We start from the raw sequence: 15,210 nt of genomic DNA on the forward strand, positions 1-15,210 counted from the left end.
CCGCCCCTCGCACGCCTGCCACGCGCTTGCGTGTGCCCACATCACCGAACCCGCGCCACGCCGCTCCTCCTGCGTCGATCGAACCGGGCCCGCCTACGCCCACGCAACCTACTCGTCCTCCAGCCGCACCAGATCCAGCCGACTGCCGTCGGCCAGGCGCAGCTCCAGCGCCGATTCGATTTCGTCGAGCGCCTGCACGCGCGGACACAGCCGATCCGCGCGGCGTTCGATGTCGCCCGCGCGCTTTTCCACGCGCGTCTCGACCTCGCGTTCCAGCGACGCGGCCCGCGCCTCGACCTGCGCCAGCGTGTCCTCGTCGCCGGACAGCGCCGCCGTCACCGCCACGGCAGCGATGTCGCCGACGATCATCGGCACCAGCTCCGCGGTGACCTCCGCGATCGCGGCGTCGAACTGTGCGTCTCGCCAGTCGGCGGTGTCGACGCTGGCGTCGATGCGCTCTACGAGCGCATCGCCCAGCGCATCGATGCGTGCGAGCCGCGTCGCATCGGCGTTGTTGCCGGCGAACGCCGTCGCCACCTGCACCACGGCGTCGATCGCGATGCCCACGGCCTGCACCGCGATCGCCTTCACTTCCGGCACCATCGCGCGGATGTCGCGCTCGTAGGTGGAGATGCGGGCTGCGTCCGCGGCGGTGAGATCCTGCGCCACGCCGTCGACGGCAAGCGTGCCCGCGCGCATCACCACGCGCTGCGGCGAACCGGTCTCGCGCGTGAAGGTGAGCGCGTCCTCGCCGATCCGAAGGTCGTAGTCGCTGTCGACATCGCAGCCGGTGAAGCCGCGCGCGTTCGCGCTGCCGGCGCACAGCGCGGCGATGGCAACGGCACAGGAAAGCAGCGTGTGTTTCATGGAAGTCCTCGGAGGGTGGCGCGGGGCCGGGCAACGGGTCTGGAGGCGAAGCATGCCGACAGGGTTGGAACGGCGGACCTGTCGAGCGACGGTGTGACGTTCGGCATGGTTTCGGCACCTGCGGGCCGCTATGGTTGCCGGTCCAACCCTGAACGGAGCCGCCATGCGCCCTGTCCTCCAGCGATGCCTGATCGCGGCGTTCGCGTCGGTTGCCGGCATTTCGGCGGCCCCTGCCGCCAGCCTCAACCACCTCGCGCGTGACATCGCCGAACTCGACCCGCAGCTGTCCACGCTCTGGCCCGGCTACTGGCCGCCGGGCCAGCCCTTCGTGCTGTATCGCAACGGCCGATGCGTGATGCGCAGCAGCGTGGCACCGGCCGCGGACTTCGCCGCCGTGGATACTGCACCGGACCTGTACGCAGGCCGCTGCGGCGATGCGCGGTTCCGCGGACCGATGGTGCTGGGCGAGGCCATCGCCGGCGTCGAGGCGCCCGCGGTGCAAATCTCCGGTCGCCGCGCGGACCTGGATCGGACGGCCACCTTTCTGCTGCACGAGGCCTTCCATGATTTCCAGTCCGACGCCTTCAAGGACGCCGATCGCATCTCGACCGACTTCGGCTTCCCGCTCGACGAAGACCTGGTCCGCATGAAACTGCGCGAGAGCAGCTTCCTGCTCAGCGCCGCCGACACCGACGACCGTGCACGCCAGATCGCGCTGGTGCGTGCTGCCATCGCCACGCGCAAGGCGCGGCTGGCACGCATGCCGGCGGCGGCGGAGACCATCGAAGACCAGTACCTGCGGTACGAGGGCACGGCCGAATACGTGAGCATGCGCACGCGTGCGATCGTGCGCGGCAGCGAAGAACCTGCGAAGTACCTGCAGGACCGTCTCAAGACGCTCAGCCGCAACATGGGCCGCACCTGGGAATACATGCTGCGCTGGCAGGGCTACGTCACCGGCGCTGCGGCCGGCCTGCTGCTCGACCGCTGGGAGGTGGACTGGAAGCCGCATGTCGCCGCCGGCATGCCGCTGTACGCGATTCTCGAAACGGCGTCCGGCTACAGCGACGCCGAGGCAGCCGCGCTGCTGGAGGCTTCGGCGCGCGCCGATGTGGGCGGCGTGCACGCCACCGCACGGCAGCTCGTGCGCGGCGACATCGCGGCCGGCAAGGCACTGGCGCGGTTCGAGCGCGCCAGCGACTTCACCCTGAGCGTGCGCACCGACACCGAAGGCAGCGCCACCTTCGATACCACCGAGATGCACACCATCGCCGACGGCGTGCTGGTGATGACACCGTCGCCGTTCAACTCGGCCATCGACGGCGTGTACGAGCTCAGCGTGCGGGCGCGCCCGATCCGCATGTGGAATGCGCCGGACGAAGCGCCGCTGGGCGAAGCGGCACCCGCCGACCACGGCCTACTGCGCTACGACATCGCTTTGCCGAAGGCGCCCGCCATCGAAGGCTGCGATGCGCCAGCGACGCGCTGCGGCGCCGGCACCCGGATCCGCGCGCGCGGCATCGACCTGACACTGTTCGCCGACCATGTCCTCGAACACGGCGAGAACATGCTCGTGGTGCGGCCGGTGGAGACCTCAGCGCAGGCGGAGCAGGTCGACGGCGAAGACTGATTCGAACGGCGGCACGCTGCATTCGATCACGTCGTCCGGCGCGATCTGCAGCGTGAGGCCGACGATGGCGGCACGCACCGGCAACACGCTGCAGTGACGGTCGACGAGCACCGCCAGGTGCACGCAGTCGGCGCCGTGCGCGCGCAGGAACTCGAACACGCGGAACGCCGAGTAGCCCTGGTAGAGAACATCGTCCACGACAATCACCTGGCGGCCGGAAAACGCCGCAGCCTGCTGCTCTGGCGTGGCGCTGAGGCTGGTGGCGGCATGCAGCAGGGTGAGATCGTCGCCGTAGCGCTTCACGCGCAGGTCGGTGCGGTCCACGGCGAGTTCGGGGCGGCGCGTGCGCAGGCGCTCGGCCAGCATGTCCGCGAGCGGCGCGCCGCGGCGCAGCACGCCCAACAGGGTGACCGGCCGCGTGTCGAGCAGCGCGGCGGCCTGGCGCGCCATCGTGTCGAGCACGCGGTCCAGGGCGGCGGTGTCGTAGAGTCGGAACCGGGATTGCGACATGGCGGGCTCGCGGGTGCGTTGCTGGCGGAAGGAGCAGACGGACCGCGCGCGTTCGGCGCCGCGTGACTGCGTTGCCGAGTGTCGTCGCTGGCAGCGATGTGCACAACCTGCGCAGCGGCGTGCTTCGACTCTGCGTCGCACGCGCCGGCGTCGCTTCGCTCGCCCCCTTCCGCCCTTCGGGCACCTTCCCCCGCTGCGCGGGAGAAGGAATGCGGTGTCCGGCCCCGAAAGCTGCGCTGTTCCTTCTCCCGCTTGCGGGGGAAGGTGCCCGAAGGGCGGAAGGGGGTCGCTCCTGCACCCGAACCGCGTCGGACGCCCAGCTCCGCCCGCTCCGCGCCGTCAGCCCCCCGCCCACTCCACGACACGCGCTACCGGCAGCACACACTCGTCCAGGTTGTTCCCCGCCCCACCCCGATCGACCACCAGGAAATCGCAGGCCTGCAGCGCCAGCAGCGGGTGGTGCCACACGCCGCGTGCGAGGTTCACGCCGCGTCCGTCGGCCACGGAAAACGCCCGCACCGATGCCGGATCGAGCGCGCCCGCAGGCGCGACCACCACGAGGTAGGGCTTTGCCGAGAGCGGCACGAAGGCCTGGCTGCCGAGCGGATGCCGTTCCAGCATGCGCACTTCGAACGGCAGCACACGCGGCTGTGCCCGGAAGATGCTGATCAGCGCGCGACCGCCGTCGGCCTGCACGTCGACGCGTGCGAGATCGTGATAGCGCTCCGTGGTGCCTTCGTTGATCGGGTAGTGGTGCGCCTCGTCGTCGGCCGCGATGACATCGCCGAACGGCGCAAAGGCCGTGCGGGTGAGCGGCTCGACGCGCAGGACCTGCATCGGACTCAGGCCGGACGCCCGCGCAGCCGCAGGCGCGACACGCCGCCGTCGGGAACGATGTTGAAGCGCACGTGCGTCACCGGACCCAACGCCACGAGCTGCATCGCGAAGGTGTGCACCGCATCGGCGGCGAGCTTCTGCTCGGGCAGCAGTTCGGGCCAGAACATCGATTGCGTGACCAGCGACGCCTCGCTGCCGCCCACCACGCGCGCGGCCTGCAGCGAGCAGCGGTCCGGGTAGTTGCCCTTGAAGAACGCGGTGTCCACCTCGACGCGTTCGATCGTGCCCGGCACCGCCAGCGCGAGGATGCACCAGTCGTTGCCCGGCTCGCGCCGGCGCCGCGTTTCCCAGCCGTCGCCCATGTTGATGCCGCGCCCGGGCAGCAGCAGGTTCGAGGCGGCGCCGAAATGTTCGTTGTTCGTCGCGACCACGCGCCCGCCCTGCTCGGCCGCGACCAGATCCACGCGGCCGTCCTCGCGCCGCGTGGGATCGAACACCGGGCGTCCGTACAGCCGCAGGCGTGCAAGGCCGCCGTCGGGAAACAGGTTGACGCGCACGTGCGTGACCACCGCGTCCTCGCAGATGGCGTGGTAGTGGTGGCTGTTGCCGCGCAGGTTCACCGGCGGCAGCAGCGGCGTCCACACGGTGTCGGCATCCGGATCGCCGCTGTCGAGCCGGCAGGCCTCGATCGACGCCGCCGGCGGAAAATTGCCGGTGAAATGGCTCGTGTCCAGGTCCACGCCGACGATGTGGCCCGGCCGCGCCAGCCGCACGATGCACCAGTCATGCCCCGGGCCGCGCTTGCGGCGCGATTCCCAGCCGTCCATCCACTTGCCGTTGGTGTCGTACCTGCCCGGCACGAACACCGCCGGCGCCGGGTCGAGCATGCGCTCTTTCGCAGCGAAGAAATCGTCCGAACACGACAGCGCAGTGGCGCCGAGGCGTGCATCGGCAAGATTGATCGCCTCGCGGGTGAAGGCGGGCGCATCGGGATCGGTGGGCTGGACGGCCATGGGACTCGGGCGGTGGGCGTGGCAACGCGCTGCGTCGCGGAGCGTCCAGCATAGCGACGATCGCGGGAAGCCGGACAGTCCGAGGCGGTCGGAAACCGGTATCGACAGCCCCATCGATCCCGCTTCTCCGACCCGGCCTGTCAGGGTGGAGCAGGATGCTGCGCATCCCCGGGACGAGGGCCGCGGATGCCGCGAACGGTGCGCCCGTCGGCGTGCAGGGTGACCCGATGCTCGGACCACGCCGGCCACTGTTGGGATGCGGCTGGTTCCATACATCACGGCATCCGGCGCCGGCCAGCCGGTCGATGACGCGCACGAAGACACGCCGGACGGCCGCCGGCGTTTCGCGACGGCCCGCGTCGGCTTGCCGGATCCGATCCCGATGCGTGGCGGGTCCGAGGACTGACGCCGAGGGTCAGCGCTGCGGCGTTCGCACCGCGTCGCGGCTGGCGGTGCAGTTGCGGCCGGCGGCCTTGGCGCGATACAGCGCACGGTCGGCGGCTTCGAGCCATTCGCGCAGGGTGAGGCCCGCGGCCGGCGGTTCGGCGAGACCGAGGCTGACGGAGCAGCGCAGCGACGGCAGGCGCGGGAAGCGCAGGCCTTCGACGCCGGCGCGGATCGCTTCGGCGGTGGATTCGGCGAGGCTCAGCGACGTCGGCAGCACCACCACGTATTCGTCGCCGCCGAGACGACCGGCGTCGCTGCCCGCGGGCGCGACACGGCGCACCACGTCGGCGATGGCGCGCAGCACGTCGTCGCCGACGGCGTGGCCGTGATGGTCGTTGATGTCCTTGAATCGGTCGACGTCCACCAGCAGCAGGGTCGACGCCCCGGTGCGTTGCTGCGAGCGGTGCAGGGCCGCCTCGGCCTGCTGCTGCCAGTGCGCACGGCTCTGCAGCCCGGTCAGTGCATCGATGCGGTTGAGGTCGTCGAGGCGCTGGTTCTGCTTCTGCACCTTGCGGATCAGGCGGTAGCCGTTCAGTGCCACGGCCAGGGTGTGGATCACGAGGATGGGCAGGCTCGCGAGCATCACCGCCATGCTCGTGTGCGGCTGCCACGCGAAACCGGTGCAGGCGCCGGCCACGAGCAGCGCCACCGCCATCGCCGGCAGCGTGCGCAACCACAGGCCGCGGATGCCGGTGCTGATCTTGTCGGCCGTCGCCACGACGAGCAGCAGCACCGACGGCAGCAGGTTGAACTGCATCAGCGGCACGAGGCTGGCCGCGAAGATCGAATCCAGATAGAGGTTGCGTCGCTCGGCGCGGAACGGATCGCGGCTGGCGCGCGCCAGCGCGAACGCCAGATGCGGCCACAGCAGGCAGGCGAACAGGCTCCAGGCCCACGGCATCCAGCCCGCGTGCAGATCGCGCAACACGAACGACACCGGCAGCAGGCCCAGCCCCATGCCGAGCACGCGGAACAGGTAGACGGTGCGCGGCAGGCCCTGCCACGGCAGCGCGCGGCGCGGCGCGTCCACGCGCGCGGGACCGTCGGGCGCGGCGTCGGGCGCTGGGCTGGACATGGCCCGATTAGGCCGGATCGGCGCGGTGGTGGCAATGTGCGCTGCAGCGGATCGGACACTGCCGCCGAAGGGCTTCGTTGCAGCGGAGACTACGCGCGACGTTGTTTCGGCAACCTTCCCTGTCGTCATTCCCGCTAACGCGGGAATGACGGTGTGAAGGGTTCGGAAACCAATCCGCGCTCTGACTTCGCTGTAGTGCAAGCGGCGTTCGCGGGGAGGGCGACAGGAACAGCGCGACTACTGCGCCTGCAGCGCGCGATACCAGCGGTCGATCAGGTCGCGATCGGCGTCGGTCATGCCGGTCATGTTGCCGAGCGGCATCGCCTTGAGGTCGACCACCTGGCGATGGATGCGGGCAGCATGCTGGCGCGTCTGCTCGGGCGTGTCGAAGACGAGGCCCTGCGGCGCGACCGGCATGATGGTCGGCTTGCTGCCGTGGCAGTTGTTGCAGTGCAGTTGCATGACGGCCTGCACGGCGTCGGACGTCGCTGCCGGCGCGGGTGTCGAGGCCGGCTCGGTGGCGGTTGGTCGGGGTGCAGCATCGGCCGATGCTGCGGGGTCGGCCGCAGCCTCGGGCGCGGGCTCGACGACGGCCGGCGTCGCGGGCTTCGGCAGCGTCCACAGCAAGGCCATGCCCACCAGCACCGCCCCCGCCAGCGGCAGGCTCCACACCCGCCGCCCGCCGTGCCACAGCACGAAGAACTGTCGCACCAGCGCGCCGCCGAGCATGATCAGCGCGAGGATCGCCCAGCTGTGTTCGTGCTGGTAGGTGCCGGCGTTGTGATTGCTGATCATCGTGAAGACGACAGGCAGCGTGAAGTAGGTGTTGTGCACCGAGCGCTGCTTGCCGCGCTTGCCGTAGGCCGGATCCGGCACCTCGCCGCGCGCGAGTGCCGCAACCATCTTCTTCTGGCCGGGGATGATCACGAAAAAGACGTTGGCCGACATGATGGTCGCGAGCGTCGCGCCGACGATGAGGAAGGCGGAGCGCCCCGAGAACAGCTGCGTCGCGGCGATCGCAAGCGCGAGCACCAACAGGCCGACCACCACACCGAGCACGCGGTCGCGAAAACCGATCAGCCGGCACGCCGCGTCGTACACCAGCCAGCCGACGACGAGGAAACCGATCGCGAGCAGCACCGCCATCGCGGGCGAGAGCGCGGCGACGCGCGTGTCGATCAGGTACACCTGCGGATGCAGCAGGTAGACGAGCGCAAACAGCGCGAAGCCCGACAGCCACGTGGTGTACGACTTCCACTTCGACCAGTGCAGGTCCGCCGGCATCGTCGCCGGCGACACGAGGTATTTCTGCTTGTGGTAGAAGCCGCCGCCGTGCACCGACCACGATTCGCCGGCCACGCCCGCGGGCGCGGTGCCGGGCTTCGGCGTCTTCAGGCCGTTGTCGAGTGCGACGAAGTAGAACGATTCGCCGATCCACGCGATCGCGGCGATGACGTGCAGCCAGCGCAGCAACAGCGCGGCGGGTTCGGCGAGCAGGTCGAGCATCGGTCAGCTGCCGCGGTAGGTGCTGTAGCTCCACGGCGAGCACAGCAACGGCACGTGGTAGTGCGCGGACGCATCGGCGATGCCGACGCGCAGCGTCACCACATCGAGGAACCGCGGCGATGGCAGGTCGAGGCCGAGGTCGGCGTAGTAGTCGCCGACGGCGAAGTCGAGCTCGTAGATGCCAGGCCGCAACGCATCGCCTTCGAGCAGCGGCGCATCGCAGCGACCGTCGGCATTCGTCACGCAGGCGACGAGGATGCTGCGCACGCCATCGGCAACACGCGCGAGCACCACGCGCATGCCCGCGCCCGGGCGACCGTGCGCGGTGTCGAGCACGTGGGTGGTGAGCTTGCCCATGCTGGCGTCCTCGGAATGCGGGCGGCGGGCACCGCGCGACGCCCACGCGTGCCGGCGTCGCCAGAAAAAGGAAGATTGTGGCCCGCCCGCGTTGCTGCCTGCCGTAGGCAACCCGTGGTGCGCACGCGTGGTCGGACCGTGGGGGAGTACACGTGGTTTGCGCGGCAGCGTCAAGGTGGACAGGTCGATGGATGCGGTGCCGGAGCGCATCCAGACGCAGGGTTGCCGGCGGCGTGAGGCTCGCAATCATCGAGCACTGATGGCGTGTCGCGTTGGCCCCGAGCCACCGCAACGCGATAGCCTACCCCCTCCTGATCCCGACCCCCATCGAAGGAGCCCTTCTCCCGCACAGCGGGGGAAGGTGGCGGCAGCCGGAAGGGGGGCAACGACGCCGCAACCCACACCACGCGACCCGGCATGACCCAGCCACCCTACCCCCGCGACCTCGTCGGCTACGGCCGCACCCCGCCGCACGCCGACTGGCCCGAGCGCGCCCGCATCGCCGTGCAGTTCGTGCTCAACTACGAGGAAGGCGCGGAGAACTGCGTGCTGCACGGCGACGCCGGCTCCGAGCAGTTCCTGTCGGAGATCGTCGGCGCGCAGAGTTATCCGGCGCGCCACCTGAGCATGGAATCGATCTACGAATACGGCGCGCGCGCCGGAGTGTGGCGGCTGCTGCGCGAGTTCGAGCGTCGCGGCCTGCCCCTCACCGTCTTCGGCGTCGCGATGGCGCTGGAGCGAAACCCGGAAGCCACCGCGGCGTTCGTCGAACTCGGGCACGAGATCGCGAGCCACGGCTGGCGCTGGATCCATTATCAGGACGTGGACGAAGCCACCGAACGCGCCCACCTGGAGCGCGCCGTGGCGCTGCAGACCCGCCTCACCGGCGCTGCACCGCGCGGCTGGTACACCGGCCGCGACAGCCCCAACACGCGGCGGCTGGTCGTGGAGCACGGCGGCTTCGCGTACGACTCGGACTACTACGGCGACGACCTGCCGTTCTGGACCCAGGTCGCCACCCGGGACGGCCGCACCCGGCCGCACCTGATCGTCCCGTACACGCTCGACGCCAACGACATGCGCTTCGCCACGCCGCAGGGCTTCAACACCGGCACGCAGTTCTTCGAGTACCTGCGCGACAGCTTCGATGTGCTCTACGCCGAAGGCGACGAATCACCCAAGATGCTGTCGATCGGCATGCACTGCCGCCTGCTCGGTCGCCCGGGCCGCTTCCTCGCGCTGCAGCGTTTCCTCGACCACATCGCGCGGCACGAGCGCGTGTGGATCTGCCGCCGCATCGACATCGCCGAGCACTGGCACCGTCGCCATCCATTTGTCGGAATCGCCGCATGAGCCTTGCCATCGAGACCCTCAACGCCATGTCGGCCGAGGACTTCATCCACGCGCTCGGCGGCATCTTCGAGCACTCGCCGTGGGTAGCGGCGAGCGTGGTCGACGCGCGGCCGTTCGCGTCGATCGAACAGCTGCACTCCGCGATGTGCGCCGTGCTGCGCAACGCCGACGGCGAGGACCGGCTGCACCTGATCTGCGCGCATCCCGAGCTTGCCGGCAAGGCCGCCATCCGCGGCGAACTCACCGACCACTCCACCCGCGAACAGCATGCCGCGGGGCTCGATCAATGCACGCCGGAGGAATTCAGCGAACTGACCCAGCTCAACGCCGAGTACCGCGAGCGCTTCGGGTTTCCCTTCATCCTGGCCGTGCGCGGCCACACCCGCGCGAGCATCCTCGCGGCGCTGCGCACGCGCATGCATCGCACGCGCGAGGAGGAGCTGGCGGAATCGCTGGCGCAGATCGAACGCATCGCGGCGTCTCGACTGGGCCTGTGAGACCGCGTCAGCCGAAGCTGGCGCAGTCGATCACGAAGCGGTAACGCACGTCGCCACGGATCATGCGCTCGTAGGCTTCGTTGATCTGCTGCACGCCGATCAGTTCGATGTCCGATGCGATATCGTGCTGCGCGCAGAAATCGAGCATTTCCTGCGTTTCGCGGATGCCGCCGATGAGCGATCCGGTGAGCGTGCGGCGGCGCATGATGAGCACGCCGGCCGACACCGGCAGCGGCGCGTCGGGCATGCCGACCAGGCACAGCGTGCCCTCGAACGCCAGCAGCGAGAGATAGGCGTTGTAATCGTGCGCGGCGGACACGGTGTCGAGGATGAAATCGAAACTGCCGGCCAGCGTCTTGAACGTTGCGCGCTCCGCGGTGGCGGCGAACGCGTCCGCGCCGAGCGCCAGCGCATCGGCACGTTTGGCTTCGGACGTGCTCAGCACGGTGACGTGTGCACCCATCGCGTGCGCGAGCTTCACGCCCATGTGGCCGAGGCCGCCGAGCCCCACCACGGCCACGCGTGTGCCGGCCGTCACCCCGTGGCGCTTGAGCGGCGAGTACGTGGTGATGCCGGCGCACAGCAGTGGCGCGGCGCGATCCAGCGGCAACGCCGGCGGGATCCGCAGCACGTAGTTCCCGTCCACGGTGATGCGGGTGGAATAGCCGCCGTAGGTGACTGCGCCGGCGCGATCGCGCGCGTTGTAGGTGCCCACCATGCCGCGGTTGCAGTGCTGCTCCTCGCCGGCCGTGCACTGCGCGCACACGCGACACGAATCGACGAAGCAGCCCACGCCGACAGCATCGCCCACCTTGAATTTCGTGACGGCCGATCCGGCCTGCGCCACAACGCCGACGATCTCGTGCCCCGGCACCATCGGAAACAACCCGCCGCCCCATTCGCCACGCGCCTGGTGGATGTCCGAATGGCACACCCCGCAGTAGCGGATGTCGATCAGCACCTCGTGCGCGGCAGGTTCGCGGCGCTGGATGGTGAACGGCACGAGCGGCGTGTCGGCGCTGCGCGCGGCATAGGCAGGGGTATCGAGCATGGGAGTTCCGTGCACACCGCCGCACGACGCGTGCGGACCTCGGGCGGTCAGTCTAACCACCGCCGCGTATCGTCCGGAAGCGCGGCGGCAGTGGTGCCCGTGCGACGGGCGGCGGTCACACGCCCAGGCGGCGCGCCAGCAGGTAGTAGCCGAGATTGCCCAGGCCGGTGAAGACCAGCAGCACGGCCACGCCACCGGGCGTGACCTCGGTCCAGTCCAGGCCTTCGATCACGGCGAAGCCGAGGCCCAGCGCCACCAGCACGATGCCCCAGCGCAGCGACGCATGCCGGCGGCGCGCCTCGTCGCCTTCGACGATGGAGCGCACCAGCTCCTGCGACACGTTCGACTGCACCAGCTGGCGGCGCACGCGGGCATCGACGACGGCCTTGATCGCGTAGGCGATCGAGGCGAACAGGGTGATGGGAATGAGGATTTCGAAGTTCATGGCAGGATTCCAGTGGGTGGGGGCCGGTCTACGCCACAAGAGAGACGGCGGGCGCGCGGCCGGTTGCAGCCGGCGCCGTGCGGATGCAGTTGCAACCGATCGCCCCACCGGCGTATCCCTGTCCCGATGAACGACGCCGCCGCCGACGCCACCGCCGATGATCACGCCCTGGTGCAGGCCGTGCTGGCCGGCGCACCGGGCGCGTTCGAGCGACTCGTGCGCCAGTTCCAGAACCTGTGCTGGCACATCGTGCTGCGCATGGTGCACAACCCGGAGGACGCGCGCGAACTGTGCCAGGAGACCTTCCTGCGCGTGCACCAATGCCTGCACCAGTACCGTTACGAGAGCGCGCTGAAGTCGTGGATCGGGCAGGTGGCCTATTCGCTCGCGAAGCGGCACCTGGAGCGCAAGCGCATCCCGCTGGCCGACGGCGGCGAGCGCGACGACGGCATGGGCCTGGCCGAACGCGTCGGCGACGGCATCGACCTGGAAGCCGCGCACGGCGATGCCCAGACCCTGGCGCACCTGCATGCGGCCATCGACACGCTGCCGCCGCTGCAGCGCACGCTGCTCACCCTCTACCATCTGGACGAGCTGCCGATCGGCGACATCGCCCGCATCTCCGGGCTCGCCGAAGGCACGATCAAGAGCCACCTGTTCCGCAGCCGCAAGCTGTTGCGCGACCTGCTTGCCCCACGCCTCGGAGTCCCCCCATGAACACGCCGCACGAGATCGACGAACTTCAGTGGCAGGCGCAGGAGCGCGCGCGCCGCAACGCGCGCCTGCACCTGAGTTCGGCCGCCGACGATGCCGCCAGCGCGCCGTACCGCCTCGTGGCGCAGGCCCTGCGCAACACGCCGATGCCGGCGCTGCCGCCGGAGTTCGCGCGCGATGTTGCGCGGCGCGTGGCACGCGCCGGCGACGGACTCGAACGCGCGCTCACGCTGGGGCTCGCGGTGGCGCTCGGCATCGGCGGCACGGTGACCGCGCTCGTGTACGGCGCGGCGTGGTGGCAGGCGAGTGCATCGCTGCTCGCGTCCGGATCCCCCGCGGCGGCGGGATGGCTTGCCGCGCTCGCAGGCTGCGTGGGGCTGTCGTGGCTCACGGGACGGCTGCGGCAGGCTGTCTCGGCCCGCTGACGCTCAGGCCCTGTCCCAGGGCAGCACGACCCGCGTCTGCCCCTGCGGCACGCCGCCCGATGCGAACCGCCGCTCGGCGAAGTCGCATCCCGCCGCGTCGATCAGCACCACCGAACTTGCCCGCGTGCCATAGCGTTCGCCGCGGATGAACGGCGGCGACAGTACGCGTTCCAGCGCCAGGCCGACGCCGGTGTCCGGCAGCGCGTCGTCCGCCGCCGGACGCTCGTCGTGCAACGCTTGGAACAGCGGTTCGATGTCGCCGTCGTCGCGCGCGAGCCAGTCGCGCAGCGCCGTCCGCGCGTGCCGCACCTTCGGCCAGTCGGCATCGAAGTCGCCATTCGACAATCCGTGCACGCCGCGCTCCGGCGCGCGCGTGGCGAAGGCCGGATGGTTGGTGGCAAGCCGCGTGCGTTCGCCGTCCCACAACAGCAGGTTGAATCGTCCGTACGCGGGGGCCTGCGGCCGCAGCGCCGCGCAGAAGGCATCGACGTCCGTCGTCTCGTGCACGAACCGCCGCACGAGCTCGCCGCGCGATCGCGGCGCAACCTCGGTGGGCAAGCCCGCGCGCACGTTGGTCAACGCCGCCAGCCGACCGTGCCGCGACACCAGCAGCCAGCTGCCGCCGTGTTCCAGGTCGCGCCCGCCATACACGCCGGGCAGGTCCGGGAGCGGGCCCGCAGGCGCGCTCGGCCGGGCGTGGACTTCGTCGCGGTTGCCGATCAGCGCGAAGCGGTAGCGCGGATGCGCGTCGAGGGCGAACGCGATCAGGCACATGAGGCGGCGCTCACGTCGCGATCGCGTCGTAGCCGCGCCCGAGAAACTGCAGCAGGCAGAAGCCGTGGCCGAACGGGTCGGCGCACTGCGCGATGCGGCCCCATACGGCCGTGCGCGTGTCGCCCTCGCGCCGTGCGCCTGCGGCCACCGCGCGTTCGAGTGCGGCGTCCAGGTCGTCGACGACCAGATCCAGGTGCCCCGGCGTCCAGTGGCAGTCGTAACGGCGCACGGTGGCCGGGGCAAACGCGTCGGCCGTGCCGGCGGTTTTTTCGAGCAGATAGATCGGCGCCTGCGCGCCGAGCAGCTCGACCCCGCCCCCCCCCGAAGCGGCGCCCCGGCCGCAGTCCGAACGCAGCGCAGTAGAAGGCCTCCGCAACTGCCAGGTCCGCGACATCGAGATTGATCAGCACGTTCGCCATCGTCCTCTCCGGTGCGTTGCGCCGCGCTCACAACCCGAGCACGAGGTCTTCTTCTTCCACGCGGTCGAGCCGGATGCGGTTGGCGAACAGCGAAAACGCCAGCATGCCCGCGAGCCCGTTCGCACGCGCCACCCACGGCGGCAGGTACAGCGGCGCGGCGAGGAAGCCCGAGTCGAAATAGGGTTCGAGCGCGAACACGTCGTGCAGATTCATCTTGCCGGCGAACAGCAGGTGGCAGAGCTTGAGCCGCCGGTTCTTCAATGCCCAGCGGAAGAATGTGTGCACGCCCATCAGTCCGTGCAGGTAGACCGTGTCCTTGGTAAACGCGCAGCCGCCGGTCAGCGGCACGCCGCGGAACACGCGCATGGTGGACGTGAAGCTGTCCGTGTCGCTCTGGCCCGCATCGAGGAAGAAGCGGAACACGTCGAGGAAATCCGCGCCCTGCAGCGCGTTGTCGATGGCCACGATGCGCAGGCTGATGCGCTTCATGCGCTCGATGTCGATGGTGCCGGTGATCTGTTCGGCGAAGGTCGCAAGTCCTTCCTGGGTCGCGGTGGTGCGCGGCGAGTTCAGCGCCAGCGATTTGAGGTTCGGCTGCTCGCGCCCGTTGAGCGCGGTGAGCGAATGCACGAAGGCTTCGTGTTCGAGCAGCTGGTGGCGATCGTATTCGGTGAACGCGGTGGCCGAACGCAGGCGGATGCGTGTCGGGCCGGCAGCGGCCTTGGCGATCAGGTTCGGATCGATCTCCACGCGCACCTTGTGGTGCACGAAGAAACGGTCGATCTGCTCGCCCAGTTCCTGCTGCAGCACTTCGGCCGACAGCACGTAGGCCTGGTCCTCGGACACCAGTTCACGATCGAGCTCGTTCGCAAGTTCGATGAAATGGCGGGCCGCATCGAGATTGCTCAGATCGCCGCCGGCGAGCCGGTCGCCCGGCTTGCCGAACAGGCGGATCGACGGCTCCACCACACCGGCCGTGCCGAGCGATTCGAGCAGCCAGGTGGCGATGCGGTAGCTCTCGGTGGTGCGGTGCAGGTAGTCGCCGAGCGGATGCTGCGGATCGGCGGCGGCGTCGATCGCGTCCAGCTCCTCGCGCACCGCGGAGAATTCGAGCTTCGGATAACTCACCACCGGCAATGCCGCGTTGCCGCGCCGGTGCGCGGCGAGGAACTCCTGCTGCGTGGTCGCCGGCCAGCTCACCGCGGTGAGCAGCTTGATGCCGCGCACGGCCGCCACGAGGCGGCGGTCGAGGTCGGCGATGCGGTCCAGCGTTGCGGGATCGTCCATGCG

Annotated in this window: 16 protein-coding genes and 1 pseudogene; 5 read left to right on the top strand and 12 right to left on the bottom strand. The window is 70.1% G+C overall.

All coding sequences use genetic code 11. The features are described from left to right. Window positions 1-108: 108 nt before the first annotated feature. Complete coding sequence (locus HNQ52_RS13775; protein ID WP_183961750.1) at window positions 109-867, bottom strand: DUF2884 family protein; 759 nt, start codon at window positions 865-867, stop codon at window positions 109-111. A gap of 163 nt (window positions 868-1,030) precedes the next feature. Between HNQ52_RS13775 and HNQ52_RS13780 the strand changes: the two genes are divergently transcribed. Beyond that, window positions 1,031-2,497: a hypothetical protein gene (locus HNQ52_RS13780; protein ID WP_183961751.1), complete on the top strand. Its 1,467-nt coding sequence runs from the start codon at window positions 1,031-1,033 to the stop codon at window positions 2,495-2,497. Here HNQ52_RS13780 and HNQ52_RS13785 read toward each other — a convergent pair. The 6 genes from HNQ52_RS13785 to uraH all read right to left on the bottom strand — a co-directional run bounded on the left by HNQ52_RS13785 (window position 2,462) and on the right by uraH (window position 8,242). After that, window positions 2,462-3,007: a phosphoribosyltransferase family protein gene (locus HNQ52_RS13785; RefSeq protein WP_183961752.1), complete on the bottom strand. Its 546-nt coding sequence runs from the start codon at window positions 3,005-3,007 to the stop codon at window positions 2,462-2,464. The genes HNQ52_RS13780 and HNQ52_RS13785 overlap by 36 nt on opposite strands. A 339-nt stretch (window positions 3,008-3,346) precedes the next feature. Beyond that, a complete protein-coding gene (locus HNQ52_RS13790) occupies window positions 3,347-3,844 on the bottom strand; it encodes an ureidoglycolate lyase (RefSeq protein WP_183961753.1) in 498 nt (165 codons plus the stop codon). Between the two features lie 5 nt (window positions 3,845-3,849). Beyond that, complete coding sequence (gene alc / locus HNQ52_RS13795; protein WP_183961754.1) at window positions 3,850-4,857, bottom strand: allantoicase; 1,008 nt, start codon at window positions 4,855-4,857, stop codon at window positions 3,850-3,852. Window positions 4,858-5,272: 415 nt separating this feature from the next. Beyond that, entirely contained in the window at window positions 5,273-6,379 is a 1,107-nt protein-coding gene (locus tag HNQ52_RS13800; RefSeq protein ID WP_183961755.1) for a sensor domain-containing diguanylate cyclase, read from the bottom strand. A 237-nt stretch (window positions 6,380-6,616) separates the two neighbouring features. Next, the gene (locus HNQ52_RS13805; RefSeq protein WP_183961756.1) at window positions 6,617-7,885 is read right to left on the bottom strand and encodes a urate hydroxylase PuuD; all 1,269 of its coding nucleotides are present in this window, start codon (window positions 7,883-7,885) and stop codon (window positions 6,617-6,619) included. Window positions 7,886-7,888: 3 nt separating this feature from the next. Further along, a complete protein-coding gene (gene uraH / locus HNQ52_RS13810; RefSeq protein WP_183961757.1) occupies window positions 7,889-8,242 on the bottom strand; it encodes a hydroxyisourate hydrolase in 354 nt (117 codons plus the stop codon). Between the two features lie 417 nt (window positions 8,243-8,659). Between uraH and puuE the strand changes: the two genes are divergently transcribed. Continuing rightward, complete coding sequence (puuE, locus tag HNQ52_RS13815; protein WP_183961758.1) at window positions 8,660-9,595, top strand: allantoinase PuuE; 936 nt, start codon at window positions 8,660-8,662, stop codon at window positions 9,593-9,595. Beyond that, window positions 9,592-10,092 carry a 2-oxo-4-hydroxy-4-carboxy-5-ureidoimidazoline decarboxylase gene (uraD, locus tag HNQ52_RS13820; RefSeq protein ID WP_183961759.1) on the top strand — a complete coding sequence of 167 codons (501 nt, stop codon included), beginning with the start codon at window positions 9,592-9,594 and terminating at the stop codon, window positions 10,090-10,092. The genes puuE and uraD overlap by 4 nt, the downstream gene beginning before the upstream one ends. A 7-nt stretch (window positions 10,093-10,099) precedes the next feature. Here the strand turns inward: uraD and HNQ52_RS13825 are convergent, their stop codons facing one another. Continuing rightward, the gene (locus HNQ52_RS13825; protein ID WP_183961760.1) at window positions 10,100-11,143 is read right to left on the bottom strand and encodes an NAD(P)-dependent alcohol dehydrogenase; all 1,044 of its coding nucleotides are present in this window, start codon (window positions 11,141-11,143) and stop codon (window positions 10,100-10,102) included. Window positions 11,144-11,258: 115 nt separating this feature from the next. Then, window positions 11,259-11,588 (bottom strand): DUF6249 domain-containing protein, encoded by a 330-nt coding sequence (locus HNQ52_RS13830; protein ID WP_183961761.1) that lies wholly within the window; start codon window positions 11,586-11,588, stop codon window positions 11,259-11,261. A gap of 126 nt (window positions 11,589-11,714) precedes the next feature. Between HNQ52_RS13830 and HNQ52_RS13835 the strand changes: the two genes are divergently transcribed. Both HNQ52_RS13835 and HNQ52_RS13840 read left to right on the top strand, forming a co-directional pair. Then, window positions 11,715-12,305: an RNA polymerase sigma factor gene (locus HNQ52_RS13835; protein WP_183961762.1), complete on the top strand. Its 591-nt coding sequence runs from the start codon at window positions 11,715-11,717 to the stop codon at window positions 12,303-12,305. Beyond that, window positions 12,302-12,727, top strand: a complete 426-nt coding sequence (locus HNQ52_RS13840) for a hypothetical protein (RefSeq protein WP_183961763.1) — start codon at window positions 12,302-12,304, stop codon at window positions 12,725-12,727. Before HNQ52_RS13835 ends, HNQ52_RS13840 begins: the two co-directional genes overlap by 4 nt. 3 nt (window positions 12,728-12,730) lie before the next feature. Here HNQ52_RS13840 and HNQ52_RS13845 read toward each other — a convergent pair whose 3' ends face one another. From HNQ52_RS13845 to HNQ52_RS13855, 3 genes and pseudogenes are all read right to left on the bottom strand, one after another. Next, on the bottom strand, window positions 12,731-13,501 hold the full coding sequence (locus HNQ52_RS13845; RefSeq protein ID WP_183961764.1) for an NRDE family protein: 771 nt from the start codon (window positions 13,499-13,501) through the stop codon (window positions 12,731-12,733). Window positions 13,502-13,511: 10 nt separating this feature from the next. Then, window positions 13,512-13,920 (bottom strand): annotated as a pseudogene (locus HNQ52_RS13850) (VOC family protein). Between the two features lie 27 nt (window positions 13,921-13,947). Further along, window positions 13,948-15,207, bottom strand: a complete 1,260-nt coding sequence (locus HNQ52_RS13855; protein ID WP_183961765.1) for a peptidase MATCAP family protein — start codon at window positions 15,205-15,207, stop codon at window positions 13,948-13,950. Between the last annotated feature and the right edge of the window lie 3 nt (window positions 15,208-15,210).

The sequence above is a fragment of the Chiayiivirga flava genome (assembly GCF_014202825.1).
GTDB lineage: Bacteria > Pseudomonadota > Gammaproteobacteria > Xanthomonadales > Xanthomonadaceae > Chiayiivirga > Chiayiivirga flava.